The organism is Autumnicola tepida (genome assembly GCF_031846485.1).
Classification (GTDB): Bacteria; Bacteroidota; Bacteroidia; order Flavobacteriales; family Flavobacteriaceae; genus Autumnicola; species Autumnicola tepida.
Window position 1 is genome coordinate 97,964 of record NZ_JAVRHQ010000007.1, and the last position, 21,432, is coordinate 119,395.

A 21,432-nucleotide genomic window follows, 5' to 3' on the forward strand; every position below is an offset into this window, starting at 1 on the left:
TTAAAGTTGATGCCAAGCACATTTTAAATTAAAAAAAATGAAACATACTATCAATGTAATTCAGTATACATGGAAAATTAATTACTCTTCCCTTATGATTCTATTCATAGGTTCTTTTTTAATTTCTTGTGGTGAAAAAAAAGTAGAATCTACAGATGAAGAGAATGCAGAAGATTCTACACGCTTAGATAAATTACAAATTCTTCAAAGCGATCAGGTGCCGGCAGCTTACTTTTTTCGTGATGCCGAGCAGATTGGTCGCCAGCCATCCACAAGCTGGGAAGAATGGTATCCTGCCTTTAGCAGTTTGATGGGCATTGAAGGAAAGGCTCTTAAAGAAGAAGTTACAGTGGGTGATTTCGAGCAGTTACGGGATTATTTCGATAGATTAAAAGAATTACATCCTAACCAGGCAGAACTTATCCATCTTTGTGGTAGAGGAAGGGATCCCCATTTGGAGAGAGAACCTTTTTTTGCAGGACACTGGGCCTATTATGTAGGGGCAACGATTAAAGAAGATGTGCCTGCTGAAAATGGTGTTATGGAAATCGAAGTTTCCGATGTGGACCTGTTCAAACTAAATGTTGGTCCCAAAGGAAGGGAAGCGAACGAAGATATAGGTCTATGCAGATTAGATGCTAACGGAGAACCCGATTGGAGTTATAGTGAACAGGTCAAACTACTGGATATCGATTATGATAAAGGAACAATTAAAGTGGAACGGGGTAGCTATGGAACGGAACCTTTGTCGTTCGATGCTGGCAAAGCATATGCCGCGGCTCACGTTTACGAGGGTCCGGGTGGTGCAATATCTAATAATCTCAGATGGTATTATAATTATTCCACTTTAGGTCCACGTGATGAAAAGGGTAAACAGGCCGGTGAGGTTTTTGCCCAGCAAATTGCTGACTGGTTTGCTAAGGGAGGACTTCTGGAACATTTTGATGGTGTAGAATTTGACGTGCTTCATCATGTGCCGGTAGCAAAATCTGAAGGCCGTGGAATGGATCTAAATGCCGATGGTAAACCCGATGGTGGAGTGTTTAATGGTAAGCAGACTTATGGTATAGGAGCTATCAATTTTCTGATAGAACTTCGTAGATTATTAGGTGAAGATCGGCTTATTATGGCAGATAATGATAAGTGGTTTCACCAAAGATCGGTTGGAATCCTCAATGGAACAGAACATGAAAAATTCCCTACTGGTGGGGACGAAGATGATTTTAATGATTGGGGTGGAGGAATTAATCGCCTGCTATTCTGGAAAGAAAATTCAAGAGAACCAGTTTTTAACTATATAAAATCAAAACCCAGTGATAAGCGTATGGCTGATATCAGGTTGGCTTTTGCAGCCGCGGTCATATGTGATGCAGGCATCTCCATGACCATTCCTGGAGGAAGAACAGAACTCGGAGAAGATGTTTTTGTTTGGGATGAGCTTCGTAAAGGGCAGGAGAAAGAGTTGGGCTGGTTAGGGAAAGCTATAGGTCCTATTAAACGGCTTGCAACCGAGAAACCTAATCTTCTGTCTGGATCGGAGCTGGGTCAAAAAATTACCTCACCAAATAGCTCGATCAAGTTGGAGGACGGTGTAATTACCCTGAGCAAGAAAAAAGATGGACAGGGATATTTAAAATTTGAGATAAAGGATGTTGATATTGAAGGGCAAGATCTTTATTTAACCGCTACCGTTAGTGGTGAGACTATGGCTGGATACCCTAAGGAAACTGCCCGGCTTATGCATGTGGAAGTTTCGGGAGAAATACAGGCTTCAGATGAGGATAACTTTATGAAAAACATTACGCTTATTCAGGATATGCAGTTTGAAAGAATATTAGAGAATATGGCTTTAATTCATGAAAAGCCATTTGACGCGGGATTTTATTATCGGGAATTCGATAATTCTGCCAGTATAACATTCAATTTTGAGGGAGATGAACCGGTCACCGTTTCAAATCTGGCAGTATATGCCGCCCCAGATGTGATGGTGCGCAAATTTGAAGGCGGAATGGTTATCGCAAATCCTTCTGCACATGAAGTCGAAGTAGATGTAAATAAAGTATGGCCTGGGGAAAATTTTAGAAAATTGAAAGGAACTTTAGATCAGGCACCGGATGTTAATAATGGTGAAGAAGTGGATGGAAAGGTAAAGATTGGAAAACTGGATGCAATTTTTCTGGTGCGTATTTAGGTCTAAATTGTCTCATACGGCAGCAGAAATACTAGTGCTACAATGACATAATTTTCCATATCTAATAAAAACAATAAAAAGTAAAATTTTTCTGATTGAAAAGTTGTGTTAAAATGAATAAGAATATGAGAAATAGAATGTTTTGGGTCCTTATATTTTTACCGTTGGGTTTAATAGCTCAATCTGCCGATAAATCAAAGGATGAAACTTCTAAAGGTTACGATATAACAGAAGATAAAGTTTTATATACCATAGGATATTCTCATTTGGATACCGAATGGCGCTGGACCTATAAAAACTCGATCAATGAATTTATAAAAAATACAATGGACGAGAATTTTTATCTTTTTGAAAAATACCCGGAGTACACATTTAATTTCACCGGCTCAAGGCGGTATAAAATGATGAAGGAGTATTATCCGGAAAGGTTTGAAAAGGTAAAAAAATATGTAGATGAAGGGCGATGGTTTATATCCGGTTCTTCTGTGGATGAATCGGAAGTAACTGTTTCTTCTTCTGAATCTGTTATTCGCCACGTATTATATGGTAATAATTTTTTTCAAAAAGAGTTTGGAAAAACCAGTAAGGATTACATGTTGCCAGACTGCTTTGGCTTTGTTGCGAGTCTTCCTTCAGCTATCAATCATACAGGTTTAATTGGATTTTCTACTCAAAAGCTTACGTGGGGGTCTGCTGTAGGTATTCCTTTTAATATTGGCGTATGGAAAGGGCCGGATGGAAAAGGAATTGTTTCTGTCCTCAATGCAACGAAATATACAGGAGGTGTTGAAAATCGGCTTGATAACAGTAAGGAATTTTATGATCGTCTTGAGGAAAATTACAACCGCTCAGGCTATGGTTTTGACTTTCGGTATTATGGTATTGGAGATCAGGGAGGTGCTCCCAGGGAAAACGATGTGCGTAATGCTATTGAAAGTTTAGATAACCCAGACGGTAAGATGAAGGTAGTTTTAGCTTCTTCAGACCAGATGTTCAAAGATATAACTCCTGAAATTAGAGAAAAGCTTCCTACTTATCAGGGTGATTTGTTACTCACAGAGCATAGTGCGGGAACACTTACTTCGCAGGCTTTTATGAAGCGAATGAACAGAAAGAACGAAAACCTGGCTCAATCTGCGGAACAAATGTCGTCTTTGGCAACCCTGCTTACAGGAGCAGAATATCCTCAGGACAAAATTAATAATTCCTGGGAGCTGGTTTTAGGTAGCCAAATGCACGATATACTGCCTGGAACTGCTATTCCTGAAGCTTATGAACTTGCCTGGAATGATGAATTCATAGCTAATAAAGGATTTGAAGAACCATTAAAAAATGCTTTAAGTATTATTTCCTCCCAGTTAAATACTAATGTACAGGGGAGGTCTGTTTCGGTTTATAACCCCGTAGCATTTGATAGGGAAGATGTGGTGACTGCGGAATTGGAATTCGAGAAAATGCCACAAAACATTCAAGTATTCGATAAAAATCAAAATGAATTGCCTTCCCAGGTTATTTCTAAAGAAGGAAAAAAGCTAAAAATTATTTTTCTAGCTCAGGTTCCTTCTGTTGGGGTTTCCGTTTTTGATGTGCGAAGTTCAGATAAAAGTTATCGCCGTGCCAGCCAGGAGTTACAGGTAACTGAAAATTCCCTGGAAAACAGAAATTATAAAGTTGTTTTTGACAAAAACGGTGATATTACTAGTATATATGATAAAAATCTCCAGAAGGAACTTTTGTTAAAGCCGGCAAGGCTAGAATTTTTGTTTGAGAAACCTTCCCGTTGGCCTGCCTGGAATATGGACTGGGAAGATCGTCAAAATTCTCCTATCGATTTTTTGGATAGCGATGCGGAAATCAAAATTGTTGAACAAGGTCCAGTACGGGTTGCGTTGGAAATAATCAGGCAAAAGCGAAATTCAAAAATTACTCAGGTAATCAGCCTTTCTGCCGGAAATCCCGGTAATAGAATTGAATTTGATAATAAGCTCAACTGGCAATCTAAAGAGGTAAGCTTAAAGGCATCTTTTCCTTTTTCAGCTGAAAATGAAAAAGCGACATACAATCTTGGTGTGGGTGCCGTGGAAAGGGAAAATAATGATCCTAAAAAATACGAAGTGCCTTCTAAAGGATGGTTTGATCTCACAGATAAATCCGGAGAATATGGAATTTCAATTCTACAGGATTCTAAATTTGGTTCTGATAAACCTGATGATAATACCCTAAGATTAACTTTATTGTATACTCCCGGAATTGATGATGGAAGGTTCTGGCATCAGGCCACTCAGGATTGGGGTATCCATGATATAAGATTTGCCCTTCATCCTCATCGTAATGTTGTGCAAAAAAGCGAAACGGCTAAACAAGCTGAGTTTTTTGAAAAGCCACTTATTGCTTATGAAACTCCCCAGCATAAAGGAGTTATGGGAAAAGAACTGTCTTTAATAAGTTTTGATTCGGAAGCATTGGGTTTAATGGCTTTCAAAAAGGCAGAAAATAGTGATTATTTTATCGTTCGGGTGAATGAGTTAAAGGGAGAAGATCAAAAGGATGTAACGATGAGATTTGCCGCTCCTATCGAAGCTGCTTATGAAGTGAATGGTCAAGAACAAAAGATAGGTGATCTTAATTTTTCAGGAAAAACTGCCAGTTTCGATATGGGTTATTTTGGGATAAAAAGTTTTGCAGTAAAATTTAAATCAGCTTCCTTTTCTAAAATGTATCAGAAGCCGGTGGAACTTCCCTTTAATGAGGATATTGTAACCTTTGATGATCATCGTTTAGATGCTAATAGCATTGATAATAACACGAAGGATATGTTTATGTATTCCATGAGAAGTTATCCGGCTGAACTTTTTCCTGAAACTATCACCAGTGAGGGAATTATGTTTGAAATGGGAGATAAACAAGACCGTAAGATGAATGTGGTAGGTTGTAAAGGTCAAAAGATACAGCTTCCAAAAGGCAATTATGATAAACTTTATCTATTAGCTGCAGCTACCGAAGATGTTACGGATTCATTTTACCTTGATGAGAAGAAAGAAGAATTGTCTATCCAGAAATGGACAGGTTTTATAGGTCAGTTTTATGACAGGGAATTCAATGAAGACGAAACAGAGGTTCTAAAAATGAATGATCCTTATTTTAAGAAGAGCAACATAGCCTGGTTCTCTTCGCATCATCATGACGATTATCCCTCAAGAAATGTAGCCTACGAATATGCCTATATTTTTAAATATGCCATCGATATTCCTAAGGGAGCTACTTCTATACAGTTGCCTGATAATGATAAAATTAAAGTTTTTGCTATTACGGCAGCACCAAAGGAGGGAGACGATGTTGAGTTTCTTCAGCCTCTCACTGAAGATTTTTCCGATAATGAAGAATATCGATTAATAGAGGGATCACATTAAGAACAGAACGAATATTTTATTGAAAAATATGATTATTGAAAATATCAAAATTGAACTAATAGATTTTCCAGCAGAGCAGAAAAATGATTTATGAAAAACAACGGTACTTCTAATAATAAAATTTTCTTATGGTCTATTGCCGCTGCCCTGGCAGGTTTTCTTTTTGGTTTTGATACGGTAGTTATTTCCGGTGCCGATCAGCAATTACAGGAATTATGGAATACCTCAGATGCTTTTCATGGTTCGGTGGTGATGGCAATGGCCTTATGGGGTACTGTTTTAGGAGCGGTAACGGGAAGTATTCCTACTAATAAACTGGGAAGAAAGAAGAGTTTGGTTTTAATAGGCATTCTTTATTTCTGTTCGGCATTAGGATCGGCTTTGGCTAATGATCCCTGGACCTTTGCAATCTTTAGATTTATTGGTGGCATAGGAGTAGGAGTTTCTACTATAGCAGCACCAGCATATGTTTCTGAGATTGCCCCGGCAAAAGACAGGGGTCGCCTGGTTTCATTGTATCAGTTTAATATTGTTCTAGGAATTCTTATTGCTTTTCTGTCCAATTACCTGCTGAGAGATACCGGAAATGAACCCTGGAGATGGATGTTAGGAGTAGAAGCCATCCCTGCTTTTATTTATGCCTTGTTGGTGTTTACCATTCCTGAAAGTCCACGCTGGCTCATTTCAAAAGGTCAAATCCAAAAAGCAAAAGCGACATTAAAAATTATCAATGCAGATGCTGATATACAGGAAAAAATTGGGGAGATAGAAAAACAGTCTGAAACCCAGAGGAGCGGTGAAAATATATTCATGAAAAAATACCGTTTTCCCCTTTTACTGGCATTTCTTATTGCCTTTTTTAATCAGCTCTCGGGAATCAATGCTTTTCTGTATTATGCTCCCAGAATTTTTGAAGAAGCCGGTCTGGGTGAAAGTACCGCTTTGCTAAGCAGTATTGGAATTGGCTTGGTCAATCTTGTTTTTACGTTATTTGGGGTATTCCTTATTGACAGGATAGGAAGGAAAAAATTGATGTATATAGGCTCTATTGGTTATATAATCTCCTTATCCCTGGTGGCAGCAGCTTTTTTCCTGGATTGGGGAGGCTATTTTGTTCCGATATTTTTATTCATATTCATTGCATCTCATGCCATAGGCCAGGGCGCAGTAATCTGGGTATTTATTTCAGAAATATTTCCAAATCATATAAGGGCATCCGGCCAGGCTTTCGGTTCTTCTACACACTGGCTTCTTGCGGCAATCATACCTTCTTTGGTACCTTATCTCTTTTCGACAATAGGTGCGGGAACCGTTTTCGCCATTTTCGCGTTTATGATGGTTCTGCAATTAATGTTCGTCATATTTATGATGCCTGAAACCAAGGGAATCCCTCTGGAAAAATTAAGTGAAAAGATATATAATCGTTTATGATTTTTCAATTCATTTTAAATGTTCAAGAACTTAAGCGTATGTATACTAAGAAAAAAAATCTTCATATTTTCACGTTAGCGGTCGTATTGTCATTTTTATGTTTTTCCTGCGCGAAAAAAAGAAGTGAGCAGGAAAAGCAAAAATATCCCAATATTGTTGTTTTTCTTGCTGATGATTGGTCCTGGCCTCATGCGAGTATTTATGCTGAAAGCGATTCTGTTATAAAAACCCCTACTTTTGATAGTATTGCCAGAAATGGAGTGCTTTTTACTCAGGCCTTTACGGCAGCGCCTTCATGTGCACCATCAAGAGCGGCTTTGCTCACGGGACAGTATCCTCATCGTTTGCAGGACGCAGCAAATTTATGGAGCAATTTTCCGAAGAAATTTCCGGTGTACACTAGCATTCTTGAAAAGGCAGGCTATCAGTTAGGGCTTTCAGGAAAAGGATGGAAACCAGGTAATTATGAAACTACAGGTTGGAAGCACAATCCTGCCGGCAAACGCTACAAAAATTTCGAAAATTTTTATAAGCAAAAAGGAGAAAACAAGCCTTTTTGTTTTTGGTTTGGAAGTGGCGACCCCCACCGTCCTTATGTTAAAGATTCAGGTATTCGATCAGGAATGGATTCATCAAAGGTAAAAGTGCCTCCTTATTTGCCGGATAATGAAATAGTAAGAAAGGACATTTTAGATTATTACTATGAAGTTGAAAGGTTCGATAGGGAAGTGGGGGAAATTCTTGATTTTCTTAAGGAAAAAGGAGAGCTTGAGAATACACTTGTAATTATGACTAGTGATAATGGTTGGCCTTTTCCTCGTGCTAAGGCCAATTTATATGACGAAGGCACCCATATGCCTTTGGCTATTATGTGGGCTAACCAAATAGAAGGAGGTCAGGTATACGATAAATTTATAAACTCAATAGATATCGCCCCCACTGTTTTGGATGCAGCCCATCAGCCTATCCTTTCAGATATGAATGGCCGTAGCATTTTAAGACAGCTTAAAGGAGAAAATCAGCGAGATCATGTATTTACAGAGAGAGAGCGACATGCGTATGTACGAATGAACAACCTGGGATATCCCTCCCGGGCTTTGCGTACTGATGATTATCTGTATATCCGTAACATAAAACCAGATCGTTGGCCGTCGGGGGATCCCGAGGAAATTTTCGCAGTAGGGCCTTTTGGAGATGTAGATGGTTCTCCAACTAAAGATTATATTCTTAGTGAGCAAAGAAATTTTCCCGCTTCGAAAAAAGAGGGTATGGAGGTCTACTCTTACTTCGATTTGGCATTTAAAAAACGTCCTGCGGAGGAACTTTACGATTTGGAAAAAGATCCCTACCAAATAAAGAATGTAGCTGCTGACCCTATGTATAAAGAAGTGATAAGAAATTATAGAAAATCTTTGGATGAATGGATGGTAAATACTGGAGATCCTAGAGCAACAGGTGACGCTAAATTTGATCAATACCCGTATTATGGGGGGAATGGAGGAAAAGGTAATGGTCATGGTAATGTTACCGGACCTCCCACTAAAATAAATAAATAGCCATATTATGATAAAATTTAATACAACAAAAATGAAAAAAGTTATAAATTTTCTGATGTTTATTTCTGTATTTATGTTCCTTCAAATGGTGCAGGCTCAGGAAGAATATCTTCATGAAAGAATTATCAATATAAAAGATTTTAAGGCCGTTGACGATGGCTCTACCCTAAACACAGGAGCCATACAAAATGCTATTGATTATGCTTCCCGGCAGAAGAGCGGAGCGACTGTACTTTTTGAAAAAGGACAATACCTTTCAGGTACTATAGAGCTTAAAAGCAATGTAGAGCTATATTTTCAGGAGGGAGCGGTGCTGCTAGGTAGTACTAACCCTGAGAATTATAGAAAAGTAGAGGTAGAGAATGTTTCTACTCCAGAAAAAACCAATGACAATTCACGATTAGCTTTTCTAATTGCAGAAAATGCCAAAAATATCGCCCTTAGTGGAAAAGGTACCATAGACGGTCAGGGAAGAAAAGTAGCTCTAACTATAGATAGCCTACATCACTCAGGGATAAAAATAGATCCTAATTATGATTATGGACATATGCGTCCTAATGAAACTGTACGCCCAAAGATCATCGATTTTATGTTATGCGATAATGTGAAAGTAAGTGGATTGCGTATCAAGAATTCAGCCGGCTGGGTACAGAGCTACGAAATATGTAATAATGTCCAAATTAAAGATATTGCCGTAGAAAGTAGGGCTTACTGGAACAATGATGGCATAGGAATAACCGATTGTACCAATGTTCGTATTACCGGATGTGATGTGAATTCAGCTGACGACGGAATTGTAATCAAATCATATTATCGAGACTACATCAATGATAGTATTTACATTGGCAATTGTACCATTCGTTCTAGTGCAAGTGCAGTGAAATTTGGTACAGCTTCTTATAGTGGGTTTAAAAATATAACTATCGAAAATATTGAAGTTTATGATACCTTCAGATCTGCAGTAGCCCTTGAATCTGTAGATGGAGGAATTATTGAAAACATTCAAGTTTCTAATATTACTGCTAAAAACACCTGGAATCCCATCTTTGTTCGTCTAGGCCATCGTGGGGGCGAAAAACCAGGTATTATTAGAAATGTGCATTTCAAGAACATAGATGTAGAAGTACCATTTGGAAGGCCTGATGTCGATTATGATATGCGGGGACCGGAAGTAAAATACTCCCATAATCAATTTCCTGCGCCAATTACTGGAATTCCTGGTCATCCCATAGAGAATATCACTTTCGAAAATATAAAAATCTCTTATCCCGGCCGGGCTTCAAAAGGAATGGCTTATGTTCCCATTTATCGTTTAGATCAGGTGAAGGAAAAAATTAAAAAGTATCCTGAATATACAATGTTTGGGGAACTGCCTTCCTGGGGGTTTTATGTAAGGCACACAGAAAATGTAAGTATGAAGAATATTAAACTATCATTAAGAGATTCTGATTTTAGGCCTGCTTTTGTTTTCGATGATATAAGAAATTTAAAGCTTGAAGATGTAGTTGTTCCCTCCTCTGAAAAAGGGCAAGTTGTATTCAAGAATGTTGAAGAGTACGAGGTAGATCCTAAATTAAAAGAAGAGTTAAAGGTTGTAAAAGACTAATCCGAAACAATTATTTGCAGGAGATGTGAGTAAGTGTCTGCTAAGGATGAGCAATGCTGTTCTCTCCCACCATGGTAGAGGCATAGAACCAGATATTTCGGAAGGCCTGAATAATAAATATAATTTCATGAATTTCATTTATAGATTAAAAGAAAATACTAAGCTCGTAGGAATCCTTTTGTTTTTCTGTGGTTGTTTTTGCTTTTCTCAGGAGGATATAAAAGAAGGTTTACCAAATAACAACAACATTATTCCTGCGCTATCAATAGAAAATGAGAGGGAAGTAAAAAAAGAATTTGCTTTTCATATGGCAATGGGGGATGTATATACCAATATTCGTTTACATAAATCCGGTTTACTGCAGAATCAGGAACTGTGTTTTATGGCAGGTTTGAATTATAACAAACCATGGACGAGGGATGCGGCTATTAATACCTGGAATGCAGGAGGTCTCTTGTTCCCCTCTGTAGCTAAAAATACGTTGCTTTCAGCACTAACAAAAAATTCAGAAGGCGAAGTGATCATAGATGGTCAGTATTGGGACAAAGTAATCTGGACTGTTGGAGCCTGGAATTATTATCTATATACTGGTGATAAGGAGATGCTGAAACTTGCTTATGAAATCACTAAAAGAACTCTAAGGCTGATGGAGGACCAGGAGTTCGATGCTAAGAATGGTTTATTTAGAGGAGCAGCGGTCTATGGAGACGGAGTAGCCGCTTATCCAGAGATTTATACCCGCTCCAAAAAGGGAAATACATATAGTGCCATTATGATGTGGCCTGAGGAGAACCCAGATTTGAAAGCATCCACCGGTTATGGTCTCCCCATGCAGGTTCTTTCCACGAACTGTTTGTATTACCAAGTCTATAAAACCCTTGATAAGATGGCCGCAGAACTGGGTGAAAATCCAGATTCTGATTGGAACTTGAAAGCCGAAAAATTAAAAACCGCAATCAACAATAACCTTTGGAATTCCGAAAAGCAAACCTATGATTATTTTATTGATCCATTTAATGGAAGTGGGGCACAGGAAGGAATGGGACTTTCCTTTGCCATTATGTTTGATGTAGCCGATTCGGCACAAATTAAGGCTATTTTCGAAAACACCTACGTTGAACCAGCGGGTATTCCGGTAGTATGGCCATCCTTTCCACGTTATATTAATGAAGAAAAAACTAGTTACGGCAGGCATAGCGGTACTGTGTGGCCACACGTTCAGGGGTTTTGGGCCTATGCGGCAGCATTGAATAACCGAAAAGAAATCTTCTTACATGAATTCAATATCCTAACAGACAATGCCTGGAGAGATAAACAATTTGTAGAGATCTACCATCCCAAGACCGGAGAAAAATATGGAGGTATCCAAGAAAATCCCAGAGGAAAATGGAATCTTACTAGTTCTCAAAATAGACAAACCTGGAGTGCAACCGCTTACTTGCGAATGGTTCTAATGGGGGTTATGGGAATGCGCTTTGATACAGATGGAATTGACTTTAAACCTATGGTGCCGGAAGAGATGGGTAGTATTTATCTGGAAAACATTCGATATCGCGATGCAATTCTGAATTTAACTATTAAGGGTTCCGGAAATCATATTTCCTCGTTCATGATTAATGGAAATAAAACGAATGCTTTTATTCCGTCAGATATTAAGGGAATACAAAACATACAAATAATAATGGAATAGACCTCTCCAACGGTAAAATAATAAAACCATGTATTCTAAACGATATTATAACTGTTCTGTTAAGTTTTCCTTGATCAATTTCCTTTCCCTATTGTTCATTTTTGGTTTTATTGGGTGTAATGAATCCACTTCTAATCTTGCCCGGGTAAATTATTCAGGTGTGGTTAATACCCAAATCGGGAATAAAGGTAAGCCGGGAAATACTGAGAAAAGATACCATGAAGCAGGTTTTACTTTTCCCGGTGCAACTTATCCATTCGGCATGGTTCAGTTTACTCCAACTTTTTTCAATCCCCAAAAAGGTTTTGTGATTAACCAACTTAGCGGGGCGGGGTGTGAACATATGGGGAATTTACCTCTCTTACCTCTAAAGGGGGAAATTTCCGAGTCACCCGATGATATGATGAAATATGATCCAGGCTATAATATCCTGGAAAGTAAAGCAGGTTTTTATAAAGCTACCTTATTTGACGATGTTATCACTGAATTAACTGTTACCAAAAGAACAGGAATAGCAAAAATTACTTACCCAGATAATTTACGGAAAGGAACCCTAATCATTGGAACAGGAATAAATGCTACAAAGGTGAAAGAGGCTTCAGTAAAGATTATTTCGCCAAATAGTTTTGAAGGTTACGCCGATGGCGGCTCTTTTTGTGGGGCAGATAGTAACTATAAAATTTATTTTGTAGGGAAATTTAATAAAGAAGCTCAGGATTTTGGTGCCTGGGAGAATGACGATTTAAATAAGCAAACTCGTGATGCCCAAGGTGCCAATTCAGGAGTCTTCTTTACGTTCGATGTTTCAGAAATTAAAGAATTACAATATGAAATTGGCGTTTCATATGTTTCTGTAGAAAACGCGCGGAAAAATTTAGAAGCAGAAAAGTCCAATTTTGAAGAAGTGAAAGAGAATACACTCCAAAAATGGAATGAATATTTAAAGAAGATAGAAATCAACGATACCACTTCTGAGCATGCTGTGCAGTTTTATAGCCATCTTTACCATGCTTTGATTCATCCAAGTTTATTCAGTGATATAAATGGGGAATATATAGGAGCTGACGATAAAATACATCATGCCGATAATTTTGATTTCTATACGGCTTTTAGCAATTGGGATACTTATAGAACCCAGATACAGCTTGTAAGTATTTTATTTCCAGAAAAAGCATCAGACATTGTTACTTCTCATTTAAAATTTGCTGAGCAGTCCGGAGGTGGATTCCCCCGGTGGGTCCTTGCCAACCGGGAAACAGGAATCATGCAGGGCGATCCCACCTCTATTTTAATAACAAATGCTTATGCCTTTGGGGCTACTGATTTTGATAAAAAGAAGGCTCTTGAAATAATGCGTAGAGGAGCAGAGGAACCAGGTACTAAATCTCAGGAAAAGCTTACCCGGCCTCAATTGGCATCCTATCTTGAGAAAGGTTATATCGGGAATGCTTCCGTAACCCTGGAATATACTTCTTCTGATTTTGCAATTGCACAGTTTGCAAAACGGGCATTACAGGATGAGGTTGTTCAGGAGAAATATCTGAAGAGAGCTCAAAACTGGAAAAAACTTTATAATCCTGAAACGCAATGGTTTCATTCAAGAAATGAGGATGGTTCCTGGAAAGATCAAAAAATAGGATTCCGTGAAGCTACCTATAAAGATTATTTCTGGATGGTACCATACAATTTATCCGGTTTGATCGATACGTTAGGAGGGAAACAGGTTGCCATAGAACGGCTGGATAGTTATTTCCAGCAGTTAGATGCAGATTATAATCAAACCTGGTTTGCCGCGGGCAATGAGCCTTCTTTCCAGGTACCCTGGACTTATAACTGGACAGGAGCTCCCCATAAAACGCAGGCCCTTGTGAGACGGATTGTTCAGGAGCAGTATTCAATGAAGGACAATGGTTTGCCGGGAAATGATGATTTAGGAACCATGGGGGCCTGGTATGTTTTTGCAAACATAGGCTTATATCCCATGATCCCAGGCATAGGAGGTTTTAGTATTAGTACTCCTTTATTTAAAAGAATTATGATTGATTTGCCTGATGGAGAACTTGTGATCACCTCCGGATCAAAACAGCATTCCTATGTCGAAGCACTGGAATTCAATGGAAAAGAATATAATTCTACCTGGATTCAATGGGATGAACTAAAGAATGGCGGGACTTTGGAATTTCAAACTTCGGAACAGGTTATTAAAGACTGGGGTAATGAAAATCCCCCGCCAAGTTTTCGTTAGGAGTTCTGGTAGCCTTTTCGGGATTGTTTAAGGTGTTCATTTTTAATAGAAAATTTATGAAGCATTCAAAGTATTGGCTATTCATCTTAATAATTTTGATAGATGGATCTTTATCGGAGGTAAAGTCACAAGCTTCTCGTGAGGTGGTGGCGGAAAAAGAGCTGGTTGATTATGTGAATCCTTACATTGGCAATATACATAGTTTACTTAAGCCCACTTACCCTACTGTTCATTTACCAAATAGTTTTATGCGGGTTAACCCGGCACGTGTTGATTATACCGATGTCACTTTAAAAGGATTACCTCTGCTTCGCCCGGGGAAAGATTATTCTGCATTTAACCTTAGTCCCTTTCAGGGAGAAGAAAGTGAAATCACACCTGTCATTTCATTTACTTATGATAATGAAGAAGTTACTCCGTATTCCTATTCCGTAATTCTTGATGAGAACGAGACGGAAGTCAATTTTGGGGTATCTCATCAATCTGCTGTTTATCAAATCAAATTCACTGAAAAAAAGGACGCATTTGTTATTCTGAATGCTGAAAAGGGAGAAATGAGATGGGACGGAAAGGGACTTTCCGGATATCAACTCCTAGAGAACGGTGTTCGGGTATATGTTTACCTGTTACCGAACCAGGTTCCTGTTAACAATTATGTGTTGGAGAATGAAGAATTGATCGATAGAAAGTATGCTGAAGGTGAAAATGCCAGTATGGTTTTGAAATATTCCAAAGATACACAGGAAATAAATCTTTACTATGGAATTTCTTTCATTAGCGCTGAACAGGCCAGAAAGAACATGGAAAAAGAAGTTCTTTCTGCTGATATTGAAGAATTGCAACTGGAAGGGCGAAAAATATGGAATGATGCTTTGAACAGAATAAAAGCAGAAGGTTCAGAAGATGATAAAATAGTATTTTATACAGCCTTATATCGTTCTTATTACCGTCCCGTTTCCTTGTCGGAAGATGGACGTTATTTTAGTGCTTCCGACGGAAAAGTACATGAGGATAATGGTATTCCTTTTTATACCGATGATTCTGCATGGGGTACTTACCGTGCGCTGCATCCGCTAAATGCATTATTAGATGCCGAAAAGGAAGAGGCCTTACTAACTTCTTATTTACGCGCGGCTGAACAACTGGACAAATTTAGAATGCCAAAAACCATGAATGTCACCGGGAACCAGCTAGGGATGCATTCAAACGATATACTTATATCCTTTCTGGATGCTTATAATAAAGGAATTAGAGACTTCGATCTGGGAAAAGCTTTTAAGGCCGGTAAAAATGTGGTCATGAAAAGAACCCTGGCTCCTGGATCTGATGAGCCTGCTGGAAGATTAAATAAATTTTACCGTGAGAACGGCTATGTTCCGGCAATATGGGGGACTGATAAAGAATTGACGCCTCAGGTTAAACCTAAAATAAAACGTATGGCCGTTTCAGTCACTTTGGGAACAGCTTATAACGACTGGGCTTTAGCCCAAATGGCAAAAGAATTGAATCTTCAGGATGATTTTCAGTATTTCTGCAACCGCTCTATTAATTATCGCAATTTATTTAATTCAAGGACTAAGTTTTTTCATCCCAAAGATACCGAAGGAAAATTTTTGTCATCCTTTGACTATGAATTATCGGGAGGACAGGATGGCAAACTCTTTTTTACTGAAGGGAACGCATGGAATTATCGTTTCGGGCTACAGTATAACCTGGAAGATCATATTAACATGATGGGCGGCAGGAATGCCTTTGCTGAAAGATTAGATTCGTTATTTACAAAATCTCTTGGATTACCCAAGTACCGTCATTACCTCCAATTTCCAACTCAAACAGGTGTTGTAGGAGGTTTTGCTATGGGAAATGAACCTTCTTTTCATATACCTTACCTATTTAATTATGCCGGAAAGCCATGGAAGACGCAGGAACGTATTCGGATTTTACTAAGACAATGGTTTCGTAATGATCTAATGGGAATGCCGGGAGATGAGGGTGCCGGGGCAATGTCTGCCTTTGCTGTTTTTTCTTTTGTGGGCCTTTACCCCGTGACCCCGGGGATTCCTGTTTATAATATTGGGAGTCCGGTATTTGAGCAGGTGAATTTTGAACTGCCGAATAATCGAAATTTTGAAATTACAGCTAAGAATAATTCTGAAGAGAACAAATATATTCAATCTGCTATCCTCAACGGCCAAGCTTTGAATAAACCCTGGCTAAGTCATGCAGATATTATAAATGGTGGGAAACTCATCTTGGAAATGGGTCCCAGGCCAAACAAGGAGTGGGGAGCCTCCGCTTCATCTGCTCCGCCATCCATGCCGATCAAGTGTAAGTAATAAGGCATATTGCACCGAATTATTCTAAATATCAATAAATGAAATATTTACAAATTCATATTGCTGTATTTCTAGTTATGTGCTTTATAAATGCAGCTGGCCTAAAGGCACAGGAAAGCGATGAGAAAGATTTCGTGGATTATGTGAATCCTTATATAGGAAATATCAGCCACTTATTGAAGCCGACTCATCCCGCAGTGCACTTACCGAATAGCTATTTATGTCTGACTCCAGATAGGGATGATAATACTGATATTACCTTAAGGGGATTACCATTAGTAAGATCGGAGGATTATTATTCTGCTTTTCATCTTAGTCCTTTCCAGGGAGATATAAGCGAAATGAAACCTGTTATTTTGTATGGCTATGACAATGAGAAGGTTACGCCTTATTCTTATTCCGTAATTCTTGATAAAAAAGAGACTGAAATTAATTTCGGGGTATCCCATCAATCTGCCATCTATCAGATAAAATTTGAAGAAAAAGAGGACGGCTATTTAATTTTTAATTCCGCGAGAGGAGAAATGAAATGGGACGGAAAGGCGCTTTCCGGCCATCAGGTTCTTAAGGAAGGGGTGCGGGCATATGTTTACCTGTTACCAGACCAGGCACCAATGGCCAATTATGTACTGGAAAACAGAGTATTAAAAGATAAAAGTCAGGCTGAAGGTAAAAATGCCAATATCGTTTTGAAATATTCTAAGGATTCTGGCGAAATAAATCTTCGGTATGGGATTTCTTTTATCAGCGTTGAACAGGCAAAAAAGAACATGGAAGGAGAAGTTTTGGAGAATGACATTGCTGGTTTACAGTTGGAAGGCCGGAAAATATGGGATAATACTTTAAAAAAGATCAAGGTCGAGGGAGGTTCTGAAGATGATAAAACGGTATTTTATACGGCCTTATATAGAAACTTTCGTTTTCCTGTTTCCATTGCGGAAGATGGCAATTACTTTAGTCCTTTTGACGAGAAAATACATAAAGATAATATAAAGCCATTCTATTCAGGTCTTCATGATTCAGGTTGGAATGCCTATCTGGGAGTTCGCCCTTTAGCCACACTCCTTGAACCGGAAAGGGAAGAGAAAATCCTTAATTCGATGCTTGAAGTTTCCAGCCAGTTGGAGTATTTCAGAATGCCTAGATATATAGGACTTACCGAACATAAAGTCGGGATGATCTCCAATCATTATATCATCTCTTTTTTAGACGCTTACAATAAAGGAATCACTGGTTTCGATTTAGAAAAAGCTTTCAGGGCAGGAAAAAGTGCTATGATGGAAAGAACCCTGGCCCCTGTTTCAGACGAGCCTGCAGGAGAGTTGAACCGATTTTATAAACAACATGGATATGTGCCGGCTTTATGGGAAGGTCAGAAAGAAAAGTTTCTGCCCCAGGTAAAACCCTTTACAAATCGTATGGCCCTTGCCGTAACATTGGGAGCTGCTCACGACGACTGGGCACTCGCGCAGATGGCAGAAGAGCTGGGTATGCAGGAGGATTTCGACTATTTTTGTGAACGTTCCTTCAATTATCGTAAGCTCTATAATTATGGAACAGGCTTTTTTCACCCAAGGGACAAGTCGGGACGCTTTATATTGCCGATAGACTACGTTTATTCCGGAGGTTTGGCCGGGAGGGACTTTTATGACGAAAGTAATGGATGGATCTATCGTTTTGCATTGCAATATAATATTGAAGATGGGATCGAGATGATGGGTGGCAAAGAAGTATTCGCTTCAAATCTGGATGAATTATTCTCCAAACCATTTCCTGAAGAAAGAAATGTTCAATTGTACCGCTATCATAACCAAACCGGGATAGTCGGGCATTTTTCTATGGGGAACGAACCTTCTTTTCATATTCCTTACCTGTACAACTACTTAGAAAAACCCTGGAAAACTCAGAAGCATATTCGTATATTAATGAAACAATGGTTTCGTAATGATCTCTTGGGTATTCCCGGCGATGAGGATGCGGGGGCTTTGTCTGCCTTTATTGTATTTTCTTCGATGGGGTTTTATCCTGTGTCACCGGGAGTGCCGGTTTACAACATAGGCAGTCCGGTATTTAATAAAATCAATATTGAATTATCCGGTAATCGTAATTTTGCGATCATCGCTAAAGATAATTCGGAAAAAAACAAGTATATCCAATCGGCAATTTTGAACGGAAAACCTTTAAATAAGCCCTGGTTTAGCCATTCTGATGTAATAAAAGGAGGAAGGCTCACTTTACAAATGGGGCCGAGGCCAAATAAAAACTGGGGAATAGGGCCAGATGCTTCTCCTCCATCCATGCCACTGTCAGAATGTAGCTCTTCGGATAAATAATGAATTCATTCCCTGCAATCAAAGTTTAAGTTTTTCTGAAGTAAATTTCAAATTGCTGGTCGGGATAGCATAATAATATTAAACAGCTGAAGATTAAAAAAATAAAGAGTTTCGAAGTATATGAAAAGAATTTATCTATATCTTTTATTGATTTCCTTTCCCGGATTCGCTCAAGAAACGGTGCAGCTTGATTATTATCTCCCGCAGGATATACAATACAATTCTAATATTCCGAAGCCACAGGAAGTGCTGGGATTTGTGCCAGGAGAGTGGCATGTAAGCCATGACCGTTTGATCATGTACATGCAGAAGCTAGCCGAGAGTTCACCACGTGTTAAAATTGAAAACCGGGGGACTACCTATGAGGGCCGTCCCTTAATGCTTCTCTATATATCTTCCGAAGAAAACATACATAATCTTGAAAAGATCAGGAAGGGTCATTTGGGTTTGATTGAAAAAAATTCAGGGTCTTTAAAGCTTGAAAATATGCCGGTGATCGTAAACCAGGGTTTTTCAATCCATGGAGATGAACCCAGCGGGGCCAATGCGGCTGTAATTCTCGCCTACTACCTTGCCGCAGCTGAAGATCAGAAAGTTGAAAAAATACTGGATAATAGTGTTATTCTTTTAGATCCTTCTTTTAACCCGGATGGTTTACAGAGGTTTGCCTATTGGGCAAACACCAACAAAAGCAAAATTATTAACAGCGACCCTCAGGATCGCGAATACGATGAGGTATGGCCGGGAGGGCGAACCAATCATTACTGGTTTGATATGAACAGGGACTGGTTGCCTTTGCAGTTACCAGAATCCCAGGCAAGAATAGAAACATTTTATAAATGGTATCCTAATGTTTTGACCGATCATCATGAGATGGATTCCAATTCGTCATTCTTCTTCCAGCCTGGAATTCCATCCCAAACCCATCCTTTAACCCCACAACGTAATCAAATCCTCACTCAAGAAATTGGTAGTTATATCGCTGAATCCTTTGATGAAATCGGATCACTGTATTATACGGAAGAGGATTTTGATGATTTCTATTACGGAAAAGGCGCTACTTTTCCAGATATTAACGGCGGCATAGGCATTCTCTTTGAACAGGCAAGCTCCAGGGGCCATGCCCAGGAGACTGCTAATGGTTTGCTTACCTTTCCGTTTACCATCCGTAATCAGTTTACCGCAGCACTTTCCACGCTAAAAGCCGCAACTGAAATGCGCCTGAAATTGCTTAAATATCAACGTGGTTTTTATAATGATGCCCGAAAGGAGGCCTCCGAAGGAGCCTATATATTTGGAAGCAAAGAAGATCCGGTAAGTGCCTTTAAACTTGCTGAAATTTTAAAGAAACATCAAATCAAACTTCATAGGCTTTCGAATGATTTTTCTAAAGACGGAAAACATTTCAGCAAAGACAATGCGTATGTTGTGCCTAAAAATCAGAATCAGCAGCGCTTGATAGAGGCTATGTTTGAAACCCGTACCATTTTTAAAGATAGTTTGTTTTATGATGTTTCTGCCTGGACTCTACCATTGGCATTTAATCTCGATTATGTCGAAGACCTCTCGAATGAGAAAATAGGAGAAAAAATTGAAAATTTTACACTACCGAAGCCTGTAAAAATAGAAAAAAGTGAGTATGCTTATTTGATGGACTGGCGCAATTACAATGCACCTGCTGCACTTAATAAGATTCTCACTAAAGGCCTGCGGGCAAAAGTGGCAATGAAGAATTTCTCCATGAATGAGGAAAATTTTTCCTATGGAACTATTATGATTCCTGTTAAGAATCAAAGTTTGTCAGTGGATAAAATATATAATTTAATTCAGAGAATTAGTGTTGAAACCGCCGTTCCATTTAAAACTTTAGAGACTGGACTTACCAGCGGGATAAGCTTAGGCAGTAATCATTTCAGACCCGTAAAACTTCAATCAGTGGCGCTTATCGTAGGAGAACGTATCAGGCCTTTTGACGCGGGCGAAATCTGGCATTTATTCGATCAGCGTTTTGATATGCGTATTACCAAACTCGATCTTAGGAATCTGTCGCAAACTGATCTGAGCTGTTATACTGATATAATTCTAACGGCTTCGTACGGTGGTGCATTAAATAAAAATCAGACAAGGCAACTTAAAGAATGGGTTAAAAATGGGGGAAATTTAATTGCCTATAGAAGTTCAGTGAAATGGTTAAAAGAAAATGAGTTTATAAACCTGAAATTTAAAGAGAATGAAGGCACCGCGAAAAATATAAGTTTTGAAAAAATTGAGGATTATAAGGGAGCTCAAAAAATTGGAGGAGCCATTTTTAAAGTGAATATAGACCGATCTCATCCTATAAGTTTTGGATATTCAAATGATCATATTGCGAGTTTTAGGAATACAGAAATTTTCATTGAAGCTGATAAGGATAGTTATAATAATCCGCTGCAATATTCTGATGAACCCTTGTTAAGTGGTTATATTAGTAAACAAAACCTTCATTTGCTTGCTGGCACGGTTCCATTTAAAGTGCAGAGTTTAGGAAGAGGTAAAGTCATGGCATTTACAGATAATCCTAATTTCAGAGCATTTTGGTTAGGAACCAACAAGCTCCTGATGAATGCAATATTTTTCGGGGATGAGATGTGATTC

10 protein-coding genes are annotated in these 21,432 nt (G+C 38.7%); all 10 read left to right on the forward strand.

The window, feature by feature from the left end; genetic code table 11:
- The first annotated feature begins 37 nt into the window (after positions 1-37).
- Complete coding sequence (locus RM553_RS07950) at positions 38-2,191, forward strand: hypothetical protein (RefSeq protein WP_311534392.1); 2,154 nt, start codon at positions 38-40, stop codon at positions 2,189-2,191.
- 125 nt (positions 2,192-2,316) lie between these two features.
- Positions 2,317-5,601, forward strand: a complete 3,285-nt coding sequence (locus RM553_RS07955; RefSeq protein WP_311534393.1) for an alpha-mannosidase — start codon at positions 2,317-2,319, stop codon at positions 5,599-5,601.
- Between the two features lie 90 nt (positions 5,602-5,691).
- The gene (locus tag RM553_RS07960; protein WP_311534394.1) at positions 5,692-7,032 is read left to right on the forward strand and encodes a sugar porter family MFS transporter; all 1,341 of its coding nucleotides are present in this window, start codon (positions 5,692-5,694) and stop codon (positions 7,030-7,032) included.
- A 38-nt stretch (positions 7,033-7,070) separates the two neighbouring features.
- Complete coding sequence (locus tag RM553_RS07965) at positions 7,071-8,588, forward strand: sulfatase family protein (RefSeq protein ID WP_311534395.1); 1,518 nt, start codon at positions 7,071-7,073, stop codon at positions 8,586-8,588.
- Between the two features lie 31 nt (positions 8,589-8,619).
- A complete protein-coding gene (locus tag RM553_RS07970) occupies positions 8,620-10,194 on the forward strand; it encodes a glycoside hydrolase family 28 protein (RefSeq protein ID WP_311534396.1) in 1,575 nt (524 codons plus the stop codon).
- 25 nt (positions 10,195-10,219) lie between these two features.
- Positions 10,220-11,884: an MGH1-like glycoside hydrolase domain-containing protein gene (locus RM553_RS07975; RefSeq protein WP_311534397.1), complete on the forward strand. Its 1,665-nt coding sequence runs from the start codon at positions 10,220-10,222 to the stop codon at positions 11,882-11,884.
- Between the two features lie 28 nt (positions 11,885-11,912).
- A complete protein-coding gene (locus RM553_RS07980; protein WP_311534398.1) occupies positions 11,913-14,129 on the forward strand; it encodes a GH92 family glycosyl hydrolase in 2,217 nt (738 codons plus the stop codon).
- Positions 14,130-14,185: 56 nt separating this feature from the next.
- Complete coding sequence (locus RM553_RS07985) at positions 14,186-16,465, forward strand: GH92 family glycosyl hydrolase (protein ID WP_311534399.1); 2,280 nt, start codon at positions 14,186-14,188, stop codon at positions 16,463-16,465.
- 38 nt (positions 16,466-16,503) lie between these two features.
- Positions 16,504-18,798, forward strand: a complete 2,295-nt coding sequence (locus RM553_RS07990; protein ID WP_311534400.1) for a GH92 family glycosyl hydrolase — start codon at positions 16,504-16,506, stop codon at positions 18,796-18,798.
- 120 nt (positions 18,799-18,918) lie between these two features.
- Complete coding sequence (locus RM553_RS07995) at positions 18,919-21,429, forward strand: M14 family metallopeptidase (protein WP_311534401.1); 2,511 nt, start codon at positions 18,919-18,921, stop codon at positions 21,427-21,429.
- The last annotated feature ends 3 nt before the right edge of the window (positions 21,430-21,432 follow it).

Excerpts from the sequence above, each read along its gene's own strand:
- RM553_RS07970 (WP_311534396.1), top strand. The coding sequence starts at position 8,620 with ATGAAAAAAGTTATAAATTTTCTGATGTTTATTTCTGTATTTATGTTC.
- RM553_RS07950 (WP_311534392.1), top strand. The coding sequence starts at position 38 with ATGAAACATACTATCAATGTAATTCAGTATACATGGAAAATTAATTAC.
- RM553_RS07990 (WP_311534400.1), top strand. The coding sequence starts at position 16,504 with ATGAAATATTTACAAATTCATATTGCTGTATTTCTAGTTATGTGCTTT.
- RM553_RS07980 (WP_311534398.1), top strand. The coding sequence starts at position 11,913 with ATGTATTCTAAACGATATTATAACTGTTCTGTTAAGTTTTCCTTGATC.
- RM553_RS07955 (WP_311534393.1), top strand. The coding sequence starts at position 2,317 with ATGAGAAATAGAATGTTTTGGGTCCTTATATTTTTACCGTTGGGTTTA.
- RM553_RS07995 (WP_311534401.1), top strand. The coding sequence starts at position 18,919 with ATGAAAAGAATTTATCTATATCTTTTATTGATTTCCTTTCCCGGATTC.
- RM553_RS07965 (WP_311534395.1), top strand. The coding sequence starts at position 7,071 with ATGTATACTAAGAAAAAAAATCTTCATATTTTCACGTTAGCGGTCGTA.
- RM553_RS07960 (WP_311534394.1), top strand. The coding sequence starts at position 5,692 with ATGAAAAACAACGGTACTTCTAATAATAAAATTTTCTTATGGTCTATT.
- RM553_RS07985 (WP_311534399.1), top strand. The coding sequence starts at position 14,186 with ATGAAGCATTCAAAGTATTGGCTATTCATCTTAATAATTTTGATAGAT.